Genomic DNA, 20456 nt, shown 5'->3' on the forward strand with positions numbered 1-20456 from the left:
CTCAAATCAAAAGTTAAAAATTTAGTTCTCTTAGTTTTTTCTTAACTTTATTGATCGGAAGTCCAACAACAGAATAATAGTCGCCGTCTATTTTCTCTACAAATGTTCCGCCATATCCTTGTATGCCGTAAGAACCAGCTTTATCCATCGGTTCATTAGTATTGATATAATCAATTATTTCTTGATCACTTAGTTCACTAAAGGTAATTTTTGTACATTGATAAAAGCTACTACTTTTACCTTCATTAATAATTGAAACTCCAGTAAAAACCTCGTGTGTTTTTCCAGATAGCATTTTTAACATTGCAAATGCATCTTCTTTTGAGGTAGGCTTACCTAGTTTTTTATCATTATAAGTAACGATCGTATCAGCACCGATTACTACTGCATTTGGAAATTTATTGGATACATCTGTAGCTTTTTCTTCCGCCAATTTCATTACAATCTCAGAAGACTGCAAGTTCTGCTCCATTACTTCTTCAACATCACTAGTTTCAATGATAAAAGGGATATTTAACATGCTAAGAAGTTCTTTTCTTCGAGGAGATGCAGAGGCTAATATAAGTTTTTTCATTGTCATTCACCTATTATTTAATTTTAAAGGAAGGATACAAGATTATCCTACCCAAGTAATCACTATAACACAAATTAGTAAAAAACACTTTTCGTTGTCTATTCGTTATTAAAATGTAATAAAAATGAAAGTTTTGTTAAGTATTAAAATACCCTAATAATAAAATTTCATTTTTAAATATTTTATGTCCAAACCCAGTCTTTTCGGAGTAAAATTTGCTTAAAATTTGAATAGATATCAATTTCTAGAAGAAGTTTTTAATGTTAAATATTAATTTCTTTCATTTAATTTGTAATAAAAAATACAAAAATAATTTGCCAGTGTATTCACGTTGTTGAAAAATGATCTTGTCAATTTATTTTCAAATTTTCGTAAAGGAGTAGAGTGATGTTGAATTCCATTACAGGATGCTCGCTTTCCATGGGGCGAGATTCTTTCGCCTCCTCGGCAAGCCTGTGGGGTCTCAGCCTTCCCGCTTATCCCATAGGAGTCAAGCATCCCTTTCGTTCCAATCAACTTTTTCAATCAAAAAAGTCTGCAATAAATACTAATCTAATAGCTTTTACTTAGAGTAACTTTAAACCATTAATAAATCATCCAAAAAGTAATAATTTCATCATTAATAAATGTTCATTTAATGTCCGTTTTCTCTATTGACCATTTTATATTTCAGCACTCTGGATTAAATGCTAATTTAATGTCCTTTACTTAGCATAAAAAAACAGTTTTTCATTTGTTTGTATGTCAATTGAGATCAAACATCAACTTATAAACTAATCATTAGAATTTATCTAATATTTACTCTTAATTTTTAACTCTTCAATAAAACAATTACTATAGTTTGTTGGTTTAATAAAATTGTTTAAACACACATTAACATCTAAAATCTTAATAGGTCTTCAAAATATGAATTTTAACATCAATAATGTTCAACTGATTGACTTTTATATTTCAACAAACTAAAAATACACTAACAAAATTTAATTTGTTAGTGTATTTTTTTGTTCTTTTAATATTTTAAATAAGGATAACATGTCATATTGGACTGATTGGGTTACTTTATTTAGATTGTGCTTAGTGTTTGAGGACATTACTTTTTCGATGTTTTGTAAATGCTTAAGTCCACTTAGTAATTGCTTATTTTTAATATAATCTTTTTGTTTAGACAAAATTAACATGGTTGAGCTTATTTGTTCAAGCTGTTTTTCGTTATTAAAGTTTTTATCTGTTAAGTACGATAACATAAAATTAAATGTTTCCACTTCAGCTTTGTACATATCTACTGATTGTTTTGGGCCTTTGTATTCTTGCCCACCAACTGTCTCTTCTTTTAAATATGTGCTTTTTAATTTTTTCTTAACTTCATCTGCTAAAAACGTGCTATCTTTCCCGCTCAAAGCAATAACGACGAAAAAATTATTATTTTTTTCATAAATGACAGGGGTAAAGCCATTTGTAGATACTTCTTTTTCATTTTTCTTAGCTGATTCCATACTTTTATACATTCCAACTTGTGCGAGATCAAACTTCACTGCTGGAATCTTCATTTGTACTTGATTTGTTGCTGTACCAGAAACCGATACACTATTTTTTGTTGGGTTAAGTGCATCTGGCTTTGATTGTTTAAATATGCCTAAAAATACAAACCCAAAACACAGTCCTATTAAACTTGCACCTATAATAGAAATAATAATACTTTTCGAAGGTGACTTCTTTGTGAAAAAAGAAATCTTCTTTTTCTTTTTCTCCTTCACCTTTTGCTCTGGCTTAATCTTTTTCTTCTTTTTAACATCATCTAAAACGATTACTTTTTTGCCTAACCCATCAGGAGTTGGTAAAACCCATCCAAATTCCCCGTTCTTCTCCTCTACCTGATCTTGAGAAGTCACGGCACCTTCTTCAAACGCTTTTTCCTCGCCATTAATTTTAATTGATATCTTTGAGGACTTGTCCATATGAATCCTCCTACTACTTTATTTTAAAACGTAAAAAAATACTAACATATAATTCCAGAAAAACACGCCGACATTTGTCGAGGGCAAACAGGTATCGTGCAACAAAAAATTACAAAAACTTGCCTATTTTTTATCTACATAAATAAATAACCACCGTAGAATTCCCGGTGGTTATTTGCTATACATTGCCACTTTATTTCTTCCAGCATTTTTTGCTTTTGAATACATAGCTCTGTCTGCACATCGAATTAAGTCTGACGGTTCTGTCGCCACAAATGGTGCAACTGCTGCTCCTATACTTGCTGTTACTGTTAATTTAATCTGCTGATCTTCGTTAGTCATATGATTTGTAATGTAAAATGGAATAATTTCAAGTGATTTTCTAATTTCTTCTGCTAAATTATATGTTTCTCTTTCATTATGATTTACAAGAAGTACTGAAAATTCCTCTCCACCAAAGCGAGCAACTAAACCACTTTGCTTCACTACCATTTTAATCCGTCTTGCAACTTCAAATAATACTTCATTACCTGCTTGATGACCATATTCGTCATTCACTCTTTTAAAATAATCTAAATCTATGAGGAGTAATGAAATTGACTTTATCTTGAATGATTTCAACTGTTCAAATTCATCTTTAATTTTAGATTCGAGATATTCAAAATTATATAAGCCGGTTAAAGAATCAGTTTCACTTCTGATTTTTGTTTGTAAGTAAAACCTTGCATTTTCAACCGCAATTGCGAGATATAATGCAAGTATTTCGATCAGAACTACTTGGTATTTTTTAAACGCATTTTTTTGTTCTGATGCAATTGTAAGTACACCAACTACTTCTTGATTTTTTATAATTGGGATTGATAATAAACTTTCTGCTTCTGAAAATTTCAAATGATCATTAGTGTACCATTGTGATCGTCTGCTAAAACTATATCTTCTTTTATCAGAAAAAACTTTTTTAGATATTGAACCTTCAAGCGTATCAAAGTAAGGACAACTAAATATTTTTTCATCACATTTATTTTGAAAATATCTTTTTAATTTAAGCGATTTATCTTCAACTATAAATAAATTTCCATATGAAACTGGAATTAAAGTAGTAAGTTGTTCAAAAAACTCATCGATTACTTCTTCTTCGTCCATTCTTTGTGACAGTTTTTGACTTATTTTCATCGTTTTCTTTAAATATTTGTTCATATTTAAAGCAGAGGATAAAGAGTTTAAAATAATCATTAAAATAATATAGTAAATAGTTATGTAAATTATCGTAATATATCCTTTTGTCTCTAACATTAAATAAAGACTTATTCCGATTGGATACATTAATATATAGATAAACAAATCCCACTTAAATTCCCTATTAATCAATTTCATTTCTCTTTTATATAAGTAAATCGTAATAAAATAAATAACGATTTGATTAATGGAAAAAGATACAAGAGTGTAAATTAGGATTGGAATTAAGCTGTTCAATATTTCTTTAGTCCCAGTAGGTTCAATCTTTCCCCCAACTAAATAATAAAGTAACGCACTACCAATAGAACATAATGCAAACATTAACGAATTAAGTGGCATTCGGTAGAGAGTTTTTTTTGTAATACTCAATCTTATATACAAAATCGAATAGGCTAATTGACTTATTAAAAGTTCTGCAACTAAACCATACGATAAAAAAACCAAAATTGAGATTCCGAAAATAAAAGAAAATGTAGCATCATTAATTTTAATTGGCATATTTGCTACAATTAGAAATAACGCAATTATAATTAAAGAATTTGAACGTTCTATATGTCTAAGAGGGCTAACCATATTAGCATAATAAAATATGATAGGCATTAGAACAATCCATGCGATCCAAATCAACCTATTACTATGCTTACTAAGCAAGATTATGGGCCCTCCTTTACAATTCTAAGCGAATTTTTTTAGCAAATATCTTCTTACTACCGAGATAAAATATAATGAACCGGTTATTAATAATATCTCGTCTTCCTGTATATCCTTTATATTCTTATCGATTGCAATAGATAAATCACTTTCATATTTTATATTAAGTGTATTAGCATTCGAAATTAATTCGTCGTTATTCATCGCTCTAGGAAAATCAAAAGTTGTCATTACAATATTATTTGTTATACCTCGTAATTCTTTTAACATCTCTTCAACATTTTTATCTTTCAAAGCAGAGAATAGAATCTTTATTTCCTTATCAAGAAAATGGTTATTCATCGTCTCCACTAAACTTTTAATTCCTTCAACATTATGTGCTCCATCAATATAAATGACAGGATTAGAAGCTATTTGTTCTAATCTACCTGCTTTTTGAGCTATTTTTAATCCTCTTTTGATATGATCTTCACTAAACTTCATTCCATATTTATTTTGTAATAATTGAACAACACAGATTGCGCATGAAGCATTCCTAATTTGATGGTGCCCAAGCATCGATAGCTCAATATTTTCAATTAACATTTCATTGCCTTTGTAATTAAACTTTTCATAAAGTGAATCTTTCAAAGGAGAAGCAAAAAAATGCTTACCATATTCAAAATAATCAGCCTCATTTTTAATTGCGGCATTTTGAATAATCGTTAAAGCTTTTTCTTTCAATTCTGCTGTAACAATTGGAATTCCCTTTTTAATAATTCCTGCCTTATGCTTAGTGATTTCGTCTATTGTTTCACCAAGAATTTGTTGATGATCATGGCCAATACTCGTAATAATACTAATTAAAGGTGTCATTACATTTGTGCAATCCTCTAACCCACCTAAACCAGCTTCTACTAAAAATATGTCATGTTCTTTTATTTTACCGAAAAAGTAAAAAGCCATTGTTGTAATGATTTCAAATTCAGTTGGAGCACCACAAGGCAACTGTTCAACTTCTTCAACAACTGGCATCATACAGTTTACTAGTTGAATAAATTCTTGTTCACTAATCATTTCACCGCAGAACATGATTTGTTCACGATAATCTAATATATATGGTGATGTAAAAGTTCCTACAGTATACCCTGCTTCTAATAAAATACTTTGAAGGAAAGTAATTGTAGAGCCTTTTCCGTTCGTTCCTGCGACATGAATTGCTTTGACACTAAGCTGAGGATTTCCTAATCTAACTAGCATTTCTTCCATTCTTTGTAGTCCAGGTACAATGCCAAATTTTGTTCTGTTATACATCCATTTCAGTGCTTCCTCATATGTATTAACCATCTTACCCCTACCTTTATAGTAAAAAACGACGAATTCTTAACTCAATTCGTCGTTTTTATTTTACTAACTTTTATTACAGTCGATTAGCTCGCCTGCTTAAACTACTTATTTACTTAGTTCTGCAATTCGAGCTCTTACAGATTCTTGTTTTTCAAGATAATCTTTTTCTTTACGACGCTCTTCTTCAATAACTGCTGCAGGAGCTTTCGCTACAAATCCTTGGTTACTTAATTTCTTTTGAACTCGTTCAACTTCACTAGTCCATTTTTCTAATTCTTTCTCTAAACGTTTTTTCTCTTCTTCAAGATTAATTAAACCTTCTAGAGGAAGATAAAGCTCAGCTCCACTAATTACTGCAGACATCGATTTTTCTGGTGCAGTTAAGTTAGTAGAAATTGTTAATTCTTCTGGATTACAGAAGCGCTCGATATATGAACGATTTTCTTCTAATGCAGCTGCAATCGTTTCATCCTTTGCAGAGATCATTAGTTGAACTTTTTTGCTCATTGGCGTGTTTACTTCTGCACGAATATTACGAACTGAACGAATTAACTCAACTAATATTTTCATCGTTTCAGAAGCTTCTTTATTTGTTAATTCCTCTCTAACTGTCGGCCAAGCAGAAACTGTAATAGACTCCCCTTGGTGTGGTAGAGATTGCCAAATTTCTTCAGTTACGAAAGGCATAAATGGATGTAAAAGCTTCATTGTACTTTCTAATACGTAAGCAAGAACTGAACGAGTCATATTTTTTGCATCTTCATTTTCACCGTATAAAGGAATCTTTGCCATTTCAATATACCAGTCACAAACATCGTCCCATATGAAGTTATAAAGTACACGGCCAACTTCACCAAATTCATAACGATCGATTAAAGCTGTTACACTTTCAATTGTTTCATTTAAACGAGTTAAAATCCATTCATCAGCAACAGATTTTTCTTTCGTTAAATCGATATTTTCATATGTGAAACCTTCCATATTCATTAAAGCAAAACGAGAAGCATTCCAAATTTTGTTTACAAAGTTCCAAGTAGCTTCAACTTTTTCAATACTGAAACGTAAATCTTGGCCCGGTGAACTTCCTGTTGTTAAGAAGTAACGTAATGAATCTGCTCCATATTTCTCAATAACATCCATTGGGTCAACACCATTACCAAGTGATTTACTCATTTTACGTCCTTGCTCATCACGTACTAAGCCATGAATTAAAACATCGTTAAATGGACGTTTACCAGTAAATTCAATTCCTTGGAAAATCATTCGTGATACCCAGAAGAAAATAATATCATAACCAGTTACTAATACATTTGTTGGGAAGTAAGCTTGGAAATCCTTACTTTCTTCATTTGGCCAACCTAAAGTTGAGAATGGCCATAATGCAGAACTGAACCAAGTATCTAAAACGTCGTTATCTTGATTCCAATTTTCAATATCAGCTGGTGGCTCTTGATTTACATAAATCTCACCAGTTTCTTTATGGTACCAAGCCGGAATACGGTGTCCCCACCATAATTGACGTGAAATACACCAGTCACGGATATTTTCCATCCAACGTAGATACGTTTTTTCAAAACGATCCGGTACAAATTTTACGCTATCATCAGAATTTTGTAATGCTACTGCAGCATCCGCTAGTGGTTGCATTTTAACAAACCATTGTGTTGATAAATATGGCTCAACAACCGCTCCGCTACGTTCACTATGACCTACAGAATGCATATGTTCTTCGATTTCAACAAGAACACCCATCTCTTGTAAATCTTTAACAATTTGTTTACGGCATTCAAAGCGATCCATACCATTATATTTTCCTGCTTTTTCATTCATTGTACCATCTTCATTCATTACAAGAATGCGAGGTAAGTCATGACGGTTTCCAACTTCAAAATCATTCGGGTCATGGGCAGGAGTAATTTTTACAACTCCAGTACCAAATTCCATATCAACATAATCGTCAGCAATGATTGGAATTTCACGATTTACGATAGGAAGTGTAACAGTTTTACCAACCATTGATTTATATCTTTCGTCTTCTGGGTGAACCGCAATTGCAGTATCCCCAAGCATTGTTTCAGGACGAGTAGTTGCAATTTGAATTTTTCCAGTTCCGTCTGTTAATGGATATTGCATATGGTAGAATGCACCTTGAACATCCTTATAAATAACTTCGATATCTGATAAAGCTGTTTTTGTTGCTGGATCCCAGTTGATGATATATTCACCACGATAGATTAATCCTTTGTTGTATAGCTTAACGAATACTTCTTTTACTGCATCAGATAAACCCTCATCTAATGTGAATCTTTCACGAGAGTAATCTAGACCCAATCCAATTTTTTCCCATTGAGAACGAATATGAGAAGCATATTCTTCTTTCCACTCCCAAGCTTTTTCTAGGAATTTTTCACGTCCTAAATCATATCTTGATAAGCCTTCTTCTCGTAATTTCGCCTCTACTTTTGCTTGTGTAGCAATACCAGCATGGTCCATACCAGGTAAATAAAGTACGTCATAACCTTGCATTCGTTTAGTACGAGTTAAGATATCTTGTAATGTTGTATCCCAAGCATGACCTAAGTGTAATTTTCCAGTTACGTTTGGTGGAGGAATTACGATTGTATATTTCTGCTTTTCTGATTCCACTTGTGCTTCAAAGAATTTCCCATCTAACCAAAATTGGTAACGATCTTTTTCAACTAAATTCGGATCATATTTTGTTGGTAATGATTTTTTTGTTGTTTCCATTCGGATTCATCTCCTCTAATATTTATTGAAAAATAAAAAAACTCCACTCATCCTTGAAAAGGACGAATGGAGTTGAATTCGCGGTACCACCTTTTTTTGTCAGAAAAAACTTGTGTTTAACTGACACACTTAAAAAAGATAACGGATCATCCGGTAACTTCTAATCACAAAAAGCTTTCGAAGTCACTGCTCAAGGGCGACATTCCAACTCTATTTTCTAGAAACCTCCCACCAAATGGTTTCCTCTCTGAAGAACTAGTTCGTTGTACTCTTCCCTATCATTGCATTTCATTATGAATATATGTAATAGTCTACAAAATTTACTTAAGCTTAGTCAACATTATTTCTAATTTCTTTCTAGATTATTCAATATGTGTCAATATCGTACCACATTTTTTAATACATAAAAAAAATACGACAAATAATTGTAATGATTATTTAACATTCTGGTATACTAGTACTTATTTAATTATGCGATAATTATATAGTATGTAGATATAATTTTTAGGGGGATATTCATGGGGTTATTTAAAAATACATTAGCTCGTGTTCTCGGAATCGGTGGAACGAGAATCGATACAAAGCTTGAAAAAACAGAATATCAAGCTGGTGAACGAGTAAAAGGTGAATTATATATAAAAGGTGGTCGAGTTAAACAAGAACTAGATTCCGTCTTTTTACATGTAATGACTGAATATCAAGTTGAATCAAATGATAAGATTATTAATAAGAATGGTACTTTACAAAAATTTATCGTATCAGTTGATCGTATAATAAATGCAAATGAAGAAGTTGTTATTCCTTTCTTTTTCACCTTATCTGAAAATACACCAGTATCACTTCACAAATCCCATATTTGGATTAAAACTCATTTAGAAATAGAAAAAGCTGTTGACCAATATGATGCTGATGGCGTTCAAGTAGTGCCTTCAGTCGGCTTAAAAACGGTAATCCAGGCACTTCAAGAAGAAGGATTTGTATTAAGAGATAGTGAAAACAAAAAGAAATATGGGAAAATTATTCAAGAATTTGAATTTTACCCAATGAATGGCGAATTCCGTGGAAAATTAGAAGAGGTTGAAGTTAACTATTTAAGCTTTGACAAAACAGTCGACTTAATCCTACAACTTAATCAAAATCAAAAAGAAACAACTAGTAAATTTTCTAAATTATTTGGCTCTGATGAAAATAATGTTCGAATTTCTTTTTCAAAGGATCATATTACGGACAAGGATTTTGTACGTAAAAGTGTAGTAAATGCAATTAAACGTCATGTAAAATAATAAACATAAAAAACATCTATCCATGTTACTAACATTTAGTGATACATTTTTTGGATAGATGTTTTTATTTTCTCTCTTACTAATGCAAATTGAACTCATAAACCATCTATAGATTTCTCTGCTTCAATATCCTCTTGTATTTTTGAGACAAAATATTCAATATTAATCATATGCCAATAAGCATTTAATAAATCTCTTACATTGTCTTTTTCATTATTAACCCCGGATCGCTTTAAATAGTTAGAAATTTTGGAAGAAAACTGAGTTGGATATGCCATATAACTTAAAAATAACATTCTTTCCTCTTCTCTTAATGAAAAATTCTTTTCATACATTTTAAGCCAATTATTACGATCAGATTGCTGAATAGGATAAGTTTTAAAAGAATTCTTATAATAGTTCGTTAAATCTTGAATTGGTGTAGTTTCTTGTGCATTTTCTAGATTGATAAAGACACCTTCACCTCTTTTATTTACAAGAAAGTGAGAAATAGATAAATTCCCATGGTTCATGACAACTCTAGTATTTTCAGTTTCCTTCATTTTTTTAAACCATTCATCTAACTGTCCCTTAGCAAATTGATGTGCACTTAATATTTTATGAAAATACGTACAATAGCTTAGTTCATAAGGTGACATATACCAATTACCTTCTGCAGCCTCAATGAAATTTTCCAATACATCTTTATCTTTACTCCACCTTTTAGTTAACGTATCATAATGGATTTGTAATTGATCTTTATCTACCTTTTTCTCTTTCTGTGTACTGTTGTGCATCTTACCTAGTGAAGTAAACATTCGTTGAAAATGTAAATTCTCATCTGACTTTTCATCAACACTTTCAATCCATGGCATTAAATAGTAATGCTTCGTATTAAATTCAACAATATAATCTCCACTCTGGGTATGATATATTGGTACAACATTTCGAAAGCCTTTATCTTGTAAAGAACGAACATTTTCAATCAAATTATTTCGATAAACTCGATTCACATTTGCTTCTTTTAGTGCGAATACACCTTGATTCGTATAAATCTTAACGACCTTACCAACAGTTTCAAAATAATTTGGTACAATGTGATACTGCGCTAAAATGACGCTTATTTCATCTTTAGGTTTTCTATACAAGATGCGTCACTCTCACTTTCTAAATGCGTAAAAGCCTTGTATTAGTAGACAAGTGTCTTAACTAATACAAAGCTCTCACCATATGGTTATTGTTTTATAGCAGTTACAGGAATATAAATGATTTGCCCTTCCGATAAAAATTCATCATTCAAGTTATTAACCCGATTCAACTGCTGAGTTTGTAGGTTATATTTTTTAGCTACAGATTCAATTGTATCTCCATTTTGAGCTAAATATAATTTTAATTTAGTATAAGAATCTTCTCTTCCTTCGCCAGTAAACAAGCTTGATAGTAGATTGTCACTTTTAACACTTCTTGCTTCACTTACTTCTTCTTTTACTTCCTTTTTACCAACTGGATCAGCTTTTATTTCTACTTTTGGTAATTCAGGTGGTGGTGCTTCTTGCTGCTCCACTTGAGCTTGATAATAATCCGCATAATATGGTGGTGTTTGACGAACATCATTTGGATTCTCAAAATTATTTTCTTGATTTACTTGAGGGAAGGGATTTTGATAGAGTTGTTCCTGATTTTGATTATATGCAAATGGTGCTTGCTGATATTGTTGGTTAACATAAGGTTGATAGTTTTGCTCTAAAGTTCGATTATATAGTTCTTCATATTTTTCTATTTCTTTTTGAGCATTGTTTTCATTATTAGCATTTTGCAAATTACTAAAATCATTATCTAAGAAGCTAGGTCTACTATTTAAAGAATTGTTTAAATAGCTGTGTACATTAAAATCATTATTCAAGAAACTAGGTCGCTCATTATACGTATTATTTACATTGTTAGATACCTGTGCATCATTTTCACTTTGACTAGCTTCTGCATCATTATTATTCATTAAGAAGCTCGGTGTTGGATCCACTGCTTGTGGTTCCATTACTTGTGGTTCCATTGCTTGTGGTTCCATTGCTTGTGGTTCCATCGCTTGCGGCTCTATTGCTTCAGCTGATATATTAAAGCCTCTAAATACTTCTTCATATTCTTCTTCCTCTTGGGCCTCTGATTGTTCTTCTAACTGTTCTGACTGCTCTGACTGGGCCATAATTTCAACATTAGATTGTTCTTCTACTTGTTGTTCCTCTTCATAACTTTGTTCATTGCTTTCTTCTAACTCATAATAATGTTCCTCTTCATAACTTTGTTTATTGCTTTCTTCTAACTCATAATAATGTTCCACTTCATTTTCAACTGCTTCGACTCGATCTTCAACTACTTCTTCAGGCTGAAAAACCTCTAAGTAAGTAGGCTGCCCAGGATATGTGTCTTGTTCTTCTTGCTCATCATTCTCTTCAAGAGATTGAATCCAATCACTGCCGTAAAGATTATCTTGTTCACTTGTTTCCTGTTCTGAAGTAGGTTGATGAAAGAACTGGAATTGTTCTTCTTGTTCTCTATCTTCCTGATACACATATCCTTCATTTCCTTCATTACTTGAGCGATATTCGTTTTCGTATGCGTAGCTATTATATTGCTCATACCCTCTTTGTTCTTGATAAGTTTCTACTGCTCTATTATGGTCATGTAAACCAGAAATACATAAATCAGCAGCAATTTGAATACTACCTTTTTCAGCTATTTGATAATCAAATGTCTCTACAGAAACACATAGATTTTCAAGATCAGTAATCCTAGTTAATGGTATTGAAATATCTACAGGGAACTGATGATTCATTTCACAACTTCCATCTTCAAGAGCGATTACATTTTCTATCATTCTTGAAGGTGCTAATTCTCTTAATGAGTAATAATCACCTTGATTTGATAAATCAGGTGTGTAATTACCTTCTAAGGTTAAGACACCCTTCACTTGAACATATTCTTCAAATTGCTGTATAGTAATGTCTGGATTTAACGAGAGTGACCTTACCTCTTTAACTTCCTGTCCTTTTTGGAACCAGACAGTTTCTTTCAATGAAAAGCGAATATTTGTTTGATTTTCTGAAGACACGTTAATGTCCTCCTCTCATCGTCCAATTTGGTCTATGACATTACATTTTTATGAAAGAAACGAAAAATTTATGAAGAAAAGATTGTTATTTTATATTAAGAAAGGTTTAATAATCGCAGGATTCAAGAAAAACAGTGATAAGGGAGTAGGAAAAAGAAAAATCAAAAGTGGTATTTAAGAAGCACTGGACGAATAGTATCAGAAAAAACTTGGGAGAAAAATGAGCAACTATGTCATTGAAATTTTTTACTAATTAGTAGATGAGGAACTATAGAGTCTTTTTCATTCGCTTAATCATATTTATAGATTTTTCTTCGATAATGAAATGTACAATCTTTAAAGGTAAATATTTGAAAATATCTACTTTTGTATAGTTTTTTAGGTCAATATTAACTGGTATGGGTAATTTTACATGTTAATTGCAATTCTTTGGATTTTTATTGCAGGTTTGCTAATAATATTTGCGATTTCCTGATTTTATTTGCAGTTAACTTTTTTTGTAGATTCTCCTCATCTATTTTTACATAGATCGGCATCTTATTTACAATTCTCCTCTCTATCTATTTATAGCTTGAACTTCTCTATTTTTTTATACAGTCGTTCTACTGAAGCTTTACCAACTCTTTTTGCTATAACAAATAAGGTGCCCTAAAAATAGGACACCACCTTAAATTAAACTAATTGCGAAAATGCGTATTCAGCAGCTGCAATTGTTTTTTGAATATCTTCGTCTGTATGTGAAGTTGATAGGAATAAACCTTCAAATTGTGATGGTGGTAAGAAGACACCTTGTTCAGCCATTAGTTGATAGTATTTAGCAAACATTTCTAAATTAGATGTTTTTGCTGCTTCGTAATTTTCAACTTTTTCGTTTGTGAAGAAGAATCCAACCATTGAACCTGCACGATTAATACAATGTGGAATATTGTATTTTTCAGCTGCAGCTTTATAACCAGCTTCTAGCAAATCAGCTTTACGGTTAAATTCTACATAATCTTCTTTCGATAGCTGACTTAATGTTTCGTAACCAGCCGTCATCGCTAAAGGATTTCCTGAAAGAGTTCCAGCTTGATAAATTGGGCCACTTGGAGCAATTTGATTCATGATTTCAGCTTTACCACCATATGCACCTACTGGTAAACCTCCACCGATCACTTTTCCTAAGCAAGTGATATCAGGCGTTACACCAAAATGACCTTGTGCACAATTATATCCTACACGGAAGCCAGTCATAACTTCGTCAAAAATTAATAATGTACCATATTGAGTCGTAATTTCTCTTAAGCCTTTTAAGAAACCTTCAACTGGTGGAACAACACCCATATTACCTGCAACCGGCTCAACAATAACCGCTGCTAGGTCATCTCCAAATTGTTCAAAAGCATATCTTATACTTTCTAAATCATTATAAGGAACAGTGATTGTATTTGATGCAACACCTTCAGGTACACCAGGGCTATCTGGTAAGCCAAGTGTAGCTACACCAGATCCTGCTTTAATTAATAAGGAATCACCATGTCCGTGGTAGCATCCTTCAAATTTTAAGATTTTGTTTCGACCAGTAAATCCGCGAGCAAGACGTAAAGCACTCATTGTCGCTTCTGTTCCTGAGTTAACCATTCGAACAACTTCAATCGAAGGCACTCTTTCGATTACAAGTTTAGCTAATTCTGTTTCTTTTAATGTTGGTGCTCCAAAGCTAGTTCCAGTTTCTGCTGTTCGCTTTAAGCCTTCAACTACACGCTCATTTGAGTGACCTAAAATTAGAGGTCCCCAAGATAATACATAATCAATATACTCATTTCCGTCTATGTCATATATTTTAGAACCTTTTCCATGACTCATAAAAATTGGTGACATATTAACACTTTTAAATGCACGTACCGGACTATTTACTCCACCAGGAAGTACTTGTTTTGCCTCTTCAAAAGCTTCAATTGACTTGTTATATGATCTCATTTATAATTACTTCCCTTCTGATAACCATCTGCAAGCATCTTTAGCATGATAAGTCATAATCATATCTGCACCAGCACGTTTCATACTAATTAATTTTTCCATTACAACTTTTTCTTCTTCAATCCAACCATTCAATGCAGCAGCTTTAACCATTGCATATTCTCCACTAACATTATAAGCAACGATTGGTTGGTGATAGTTATTTCTGATATCTCGAATGATATCTAAATATGAAAGAGCTGGTTTAATGATTAAGAAATCTGCACCTTCAACTGTATCTGATTCTGCTTCACGGAACGCTTCTAAACGATTTGCAGGGTCCATTTGATAAGCCTTACGATCACCTTGTCCTGGAGCACTTTGAGCTGCCTCACGGAATGGTCCATAAAACGCTGAAGCATATTTTACTGCATAAGACATAATTGGAATATTATCAAATCCAGCTTCATCTAAAGCATGGCGAATTGTTGCTACGAATCCATCCATCATATTTGAAGGAGCAATAATATCTGCGCCAGCCTGTGCTTGACTTACTGCTGTTTTTGCTAATAGTATTAACGATTCATCATTATTAACATACCCATCTTCTAAAACTCCACAATGTCCATGATCTGTATACTCACATAAACATGTATCTGCAATAACAATCATTTCAGGATATTGTTCTTTCGTTTGTGAAATCGCACGTTGAACGATTCCAGTTGCACAGTACGCTTCAGAACCTACTGCGTCTTTTACATCAGGAATACCAAAGAATATGACAGATTTTATACCTAATGATACAATTTCATCCATTTCTTTTTTTAATTCATCTAAAGAAAATTGAAATACACCTGGCATTGAACTAATAGGATTTTTTACCCCTTGTCCTTCAACAACAAAAAGAGGATAAATAAAATCTTCTTTATGCAAATGAGTCTCTCTAACCATAGAGCGTAATGCTTGTGTACTTCTTAAACGACGGTGACGATCAAACGGAATAGAATAAGTCATTTTTTTCTCCTTCTTATAAAGACGATCTGATTACTCAAGATCATCTACTATTTTTTTAATTAAGGCCTCTGTTGTAAATTTACTAGGAACAATAATATTATTCAAACCTTTTTCTCTAGCTTTTTGTGCGGTTACTTCACCAATACAAGCAATTTGAATGTTTTTTAAATCTTCCATACTAATTGCATTTCCAATCAAAAAACAAAACTGTTCTACACTAAATGGATTTAAAAATGTAATCACATCTAGTTTTTTATTTAGTAATAGATTTAACAGTTCATTTTTAACACCTAGATTTGCTATGGTCTCATAAACAGTTAATGAGTTAACTATATGACCATTTTCTCCTAGTATTTTTGGTACGTTATCACTCGCTAAAGAGCCACGTAAAAATAAAAATTTTGTTCCTTTTTCTACTATGTAACTTAACTCAGAAGCAAATGTTTTACCAGTAAATTGACTTGGAAGGAAAGCTACTTCAAACCCTTCATCAACTAATCGGTTCTTTGTTTTTTCTCCGACAGCACCAATTTTTTTTTGAAGAATTTTTTGTTTTAGATCCTTTGTAATATTTTGCACAAAGTAATTTACTGAATTAACACTTGTGAATAAAATCCATTTTGTATCAAGAACTAATTTTTCCAAATCATTAATTGAAATATCACTTTTAACTATTTTTTGAAGTGGAAGATTAATAGGACATCCACCAAACTGATGAATTAATTGATTGAATTCATCAGCTTGTTGCTCTGCCCTTGTCACTAATATTTTCATTCCATTTAAGGAATTATTCATCCGCTGCCTCTTTGACAGAATCAATAATATCCTTTGCTCCACGTTCAATTAATAGATTTGCAGCTTTTTCTCCAATTTCAGTTGGATCAGTACCTTTAACAGTTTCTTTTAAGATGATTGTTCCATCTGGTTTAGCTACTAATGCAGTTAACGAGATTTCATCTTTGTCATCGATCGTTGCAAATCCAGCAATAGGAACTTGGCAACCACCTTCCATTTTATGAAGAAATACACGTTCAGCTTCTACTGTTGTATACGTTAATTCATCATTCAGTCTATTTAGTAATTCACGGATTTCTGTATCATTTTCACGACATTCGATAGCAAGTGAACCTTGACCTACTGCTGGTACACAGATTGTTTCGTCAATGTATTCAGTTATACTTTCTTCAGCCCAACCCATTCTTGTTAAACCAGCTGCTGCAAGAATAATCGCATCATATTCATTATCCTTTAGCTTTTGAATACGTGTATCGATATTTCCACGAATCCATTTGATTTGTAGATCTGGACGAACTGCTTTAATTTGAGCACTTCTTCTTAAACTACTAGTACCGACAATTGAGCCTTCTTCAAGTTCCATTAATCCTTTTCCACTATTTGATAGCAGGGCATCTCTAGGATCAACGCGTTTTGGAGTACATCCAATCATTAAACCTTCAGGTAAAATAGCTGGCATATCCTTCATACTATGTACAGCTAAATCAATTTCACTCGTTAGCATTGCATGTTCAATTTCTTTAACGAATAAACCTTTTCCTCCAACCTTTGAAAGGGTTACATCAAGTATTACATCACCTTTTGTAACGATTTCCTTTAACTCAAATTCATAATCGGGTGCTATTTCTTTTAGTTTCTCTACAAACCATTTAGTTTGTGTTAATGCTAGTTTACTTCTTCTTGTACCAACAATAATTTTACGCATTGTTACATCTCCTTACGTACTCCATAAATGAAACTTTGAATATAGATTTGAAACAACATAATTTCCGAACAAAACTAAGAAGCAACAGATGTTAAATATGCAAAGAGATTTGCCATAGAAACGGTTGCTTACCTTTAAATACATAAATGTACTATACATGATTAAAACGAAAAATGAGCCGATTACTTTCATATCATACCAAACAAATGTGTGTAATCGAATACTTGCCCAGATAACACCTAAAATAAGGGAAGTTAGCATTAATGGAACTCCAAATAAGTTAAATGTGATAAACATTTTTTCCAACTTACCTAAACTCCCCAATTTCTTTAAATGAGTAGACCATTTCTTCTTTTTTAATAAAACATATTGAAAAATGTACATAACCGAAAAAATAAAGGACAGGGTAAATGCACCGTATGCTAAGAAAGCAAGTCCAATATGGATATATAATAACTCCGATTTCAACTGATCAACTAATGTAGCTGTTTTACCCGCCTTCGGAATTAAAATTGATAATGAAAATACTAAAAATGAAACAACATTTGTAAAGAAAACTAAATACTCTAGTTTCACTACCCAATTAATAAACAATGATAGTGATATTATAATCCATACATAAATATATAGCCCTTCTCTAGAAGTAAAAAAGGAATATAAACTGTATTGGCTAATGGTGTAAATCATTAAAACAGAAGAAAACACCCAAACAATTGCTAGCAAATAAAATGCTACCCGACTTGCCATCCTATTTGTATCTATAAAATCTATAAAAGAAAAAACGATACTCCATGCAAACAATAAGATTAATAAGTGATAGATAAAACTACTTTCCAAAATCGCCACTAATTAAACCTCATAAAAAACCTAAGTTTTGTTTTAAAGAAATAGTCTCTTTTTCTTGATTAGTTTGCATGTGTTTTTCATCTTTAGATTCTTGTAAAATTTCATCTAGACTAAATATTTCTTTAAAAAGGGCAATTTGTGCTTCTGAGTGTTTAGATGTACCCATTTCTTTTGCTTTCATAATTGGATCTCGTAAAATTTGATTTACGATACTTTTTGTGTGCTTTTGGATTATTTTTAAATCTCTTTCAGATAAATGGGGAAGTTTTCTTTCTAGACTACTCATTGTATCTGCTTGAATATCTAACGCTTTTTCACGTAATGCAGAGATTACTGGAACCACACCTAGCATTGATAACCAAGATTGAAAAATATCAATTTCTTCAGTTATTGCCTTCTTAATTTTTACTGCCTCACGTTCACGTTCTGCTAAATTCTCAGCAACAATCCCTTGAAGATCATCAATATCATACAAGAATGCACTATCAATATGATGAATTGATGGTTCAATATCTCTTGGAACAGCGATATCAACTAAGAATAGTGGGTTACCTTTTCTTGATTTTTCAATTCGACGAATCATTTTTTCCGTAATCACGTATTCTTTTGATCCAGTTGAACTGATAACGATATCTGCTTCTTTTAAAGCATTTTCAAGTGATTCTAATCCTTTTCCGATTCCATTGAATTGGTCTGCAAGTCTAACAGCATTTTCAACAGTTCTGTTAATAACAGTAACCTTACCTACACCTTGAGAATACAAGTTTTGTAAAGCTAGGTTACTCATTTTCCCTGCTCCAACAATCAGTACATTGCAGCCTTTTAAATTGCTAAAAATCTTTTTTGATAGCTCTACAGCAGCATAACTTACAGATACAGCATTTTCACCGATTCCAGTTTCTGAGTGAACTTTTTTTGCAAATGTAATTGCTTGCTTAAATAATTGATTAAAAATCGTACCGATTACATGATTCTCTTGAGCAAGTAAATAACTATCTTTTACTTGTCCAAGAATCTGAGTCTCACCAATTACCATTGAATCTAAACCACTTACTACAGTGAATAAATGGTTGATTGCATCATTTCCAGTTTTAATGATTAGATATGGTGATAATTCCTCGTCTTTTAAGTCAAAACGTTGTAATAAAAAGCGTTTCATATAATATTGACCAGTATGAACTTGATCGACAACTGCATAAATCTCCGTACGATTACAAGTAGAAACAATAATGTTTTCTAAAATGCTTTTTTCTTTTTTTAATGAGTTCATTGCGTCCTGTAGTTCATTTGGAGCAAACGCTACCCTTTCTCGCACTTCAACTGGGGAAGTTTTATAATTAATCCCTATTGTAATGATGTGCATGCCCTAAAGCCCCCCTAAAAAACTTTGTACAAACTTGTGTTTTATATCTATCTTTGCTTAGCAAAATATCATATCCATGTTCTACATCAATATGCTATCATAAATGTAATATTTTGTAGAATTTTTAATCCGATTTATACTATTAAATGTACACAAATTTCATTATACAATAATTTTAAAATAAAAGTGATTACAAATAATGTTAAACAGGAGTTGCTATGAAAAAAAATCGATTATTTATTGGAATCTTATTAATTGGCTTTGGCATTTATTATCTTATTTCAAAATGGCAAGTCCCAGCTTTACAGATTTTTACATATTGGACGACTCCGATCTGGATAACTGGTATTGCACTTCTCGTTCAAGCCTTTAAAGGTAGAGAAATCCATTATGTATTCCCGGGTATTGTCGTTCTTGGATTTGGAATTCATTTTTATGCCATCGAACATTTTCAAAATTGGCCAAACCATTGGTCCGTTCTTACACTCATCATTTCAATCGGAATGTTATTACAATCTCGAAATGGAAAAGGTGAGTTATTACCCGGATTGCTATTATTTATTATGTCTTTATTTTTCCTTTTTAATGAAAAGCTTGCAACAATGCTTAGTTCGCTCCAATCACAGGTCTCTTATTTCCAGAACTATTGGCCAATATTGATTGCTGTTATCGGTTTATATCTTCTATTTTCTAAAAAATAAACATACTTTTTTATAC

15 protein-coding genes and 1 other annotated feature are annotated in these 20456 nt (G+C 32.0%); of the genes, 2 read left to right on the forward strand and 13 right to left on the reverse strand.

The features are described 5' to 3' along the window. Positions 1-13: 13 nt before the first annotated feature. The 5 genes from V5E38_RS15730 to V5E38_RS15750 form a co-directional block, all read right to left on the reverse strand. The gene (locus V5E38_RS15730) at positions 14-574 is read right to left on the reverse strand and encodes a Maf family protein (protein ID WP_499210701.1); all 561 of its coding nucleotides are present in this window, start codon (positions 572-574) and stop codon (positions 14-16) included. Positions 575-1554: 980 nt separating this feature from the next. Next, positions 1555-2529: a hypothetical protein gene (locus tag V5E38_RS15735; RefSeq protein ID WP_499210702.1), complete on the reverse strand. Its 975-nt coding sequence runs from the start codon at positions 2527-2529 to the stop codon at positions 1555-1557. 171 nt (positions 2530-2700) lie between these two features. After that, positions 2701-4416 (reverse strand): sensor domain-containing diguanylate cyclase, encoded by a 1716-nt coding sequence (locus V5E38_RS15740; RefSeq protein WP_499210703.1) that lies wholly within the window; start codon positions 4414-4416, stop codon positions 2701-2703. A 24-nt stretch (positions 4417-4440) separates the two neighbouring features. Continuing rightward, entirely contained in the window at positions 4441-5742 is a 1302-nt protein-coding gene (locus V5E38_RS15745; protein WP_499210704.1) for a bifunctional folylpolyglutamate synthase/dihydrofolate synthase, read from the reverse strand. Between the two features lie 105 nt (positions 5743-5847). Further along, a complete protein-coding gene (locus tag V5E38_RS15750) occupies positions 5848-8490 on the reverse strand; it encodes a valine--tRNA ligase (protein ID WP_499210705.1) in 2643 nt (880 codons plus the stop codon). Positions 8491-8545: 55 nt separating this feature from the next. Then, positions 8546-8781 (reverse strand) — a binding site (T-box leader). 227 nt (positions 8782-9008) lie between these two features. Here V5E38_RS15750 and V5E38_RS15755 point away from each other — a divergent pair. Further along, positions 9009-9773, forward strand: a complete 765-nt coding sequence (locus V5E38_RS15755) for a sporulation protein (protein ID WP_499210706.1) — start codon at positions 9009-9011, stop codon at positions 9771-9773. Positions 9774-9868: 95 nt separating this feature from the next. Here the strand turns inward: V5E38_RS15755 and ysxE are convergent, their stop codons facing one another. From ysxE to hemA, 8 genes are all read right to left on the reverse strand, one after another. Further along, positions 9869-10900, reverse strand: coding sequence for a spore coat protein YsxE (gene ysxE / locus V5E38_RS15760; RefSeq protein ID WP_176522644.1), 1032 nt, complete (start codon positions 10898-10900; stop codon positions 9869-9871). Between the two features lie 86 nt (positions 10901-10986). Beyond that, a complete protein-coding gene (locus tag V5E38_RS15765) occupies positions 10987-12858 on the reverse strand; it encodes a LysM peptidoglycan-binding domain-containing protein (RefSeq protein WP_499210707.1) in 1872 nt (623 codons plus the stop codon). 672 nt (positions 12859-13530) lie between these two features. Further along, positions 13531-14817 (reverse strand): glutamate-1-semialdehyde 2,1-aminomutase, encoded by a 1287-nt coding sequence (hemL, locus tag V5E38_RS15770; RefSeq protein WP_499210708.1) that lies wholly within the window; start codon positions 14815-14817, stop codon positions 13531-13533. Between the two features lie 6 nt (positions 14818-14823). Continuing rightward, a complete protein-coding gene (hemB, locus tag V5E38_RS15775) occupies positions 14824-15810 on the reverse strand; it encodes a porphobilinogen synthase (protein ID WP_097978417.1) in 987 nt (328 codons plus the stop codon). A gap of 30 nt (positions 15811-15840) precedes the next feature. Beyond that, a complete protein-coding gene (locus V5E38_RS15780; protein WP_499210709.1) occupies positions 15841-16605 on the reverse strand; it encodes a uroporphyrinogen-III synthase in 765 nt (254 codons plus the stop codon). After that, positions 16598-17530, reverse strand: a complete 933-nt coding sequence (gene hemC / locus V5E38_RS15785) for a hydroxymethylbilane synthase (RefSeq protein WP_499210710.1) — start codon at positions 17528-17530, stop codon at positions 16598-16600. Before hemC ends, V5E38_RS15780 begins: the two co-directional genes overlap by 8 nt. Before the next feature lie 12 nt (positions 17531-17542). Next, positions 17543-18376: a cytochrome c biogenesis protein CcsA gene (gene ccsA, locus V5E38_RS15790; protein WP_097978414.1), complete on the reverse strand. Its 834-nt coding sequence runs from the start codon at positions 18374-18376 to the stop codon at positions 17543-17545. A 10-nt stretch (positions 18377-18386) separates the two neighbouring features. Next, positions 18387-19739, reverse strand: coding sequence for a glutamyl-tRNA reductase (gene hemA, locus V5E38_RS15795; RefSeq protein WP_499210711.1), 1353 nt, complete (start codon positions 19737-19739; stop codon positions 18387-18389). A gap of 218 nt (positions 19740-19957) precedes the next feature. On the opposite strand from hemA, the gene V5E38_RS15800 reads away from it, so the two are divergent. Beyond that, positions 19958-20440 (forward strand): hypothetical protein, encoded by a 483-nt coding sequence (locus V5E38_RS15800; protein ID WP_097978412.1) that lies wholly within the window; start codon positions 19958-19960, stop codon positions 20438-20440. Positions 20441-20456: the final 16 nt, after the last annotated feature.

Source organism: Rossellomorea sp. GAMAL-10_SWC, from assembly GCF_049568075.1.
Lineage (GTDB): Bacteria > Bacillota > Bacilli > Bacillales > Bacillaceae_G > Gottfriedia.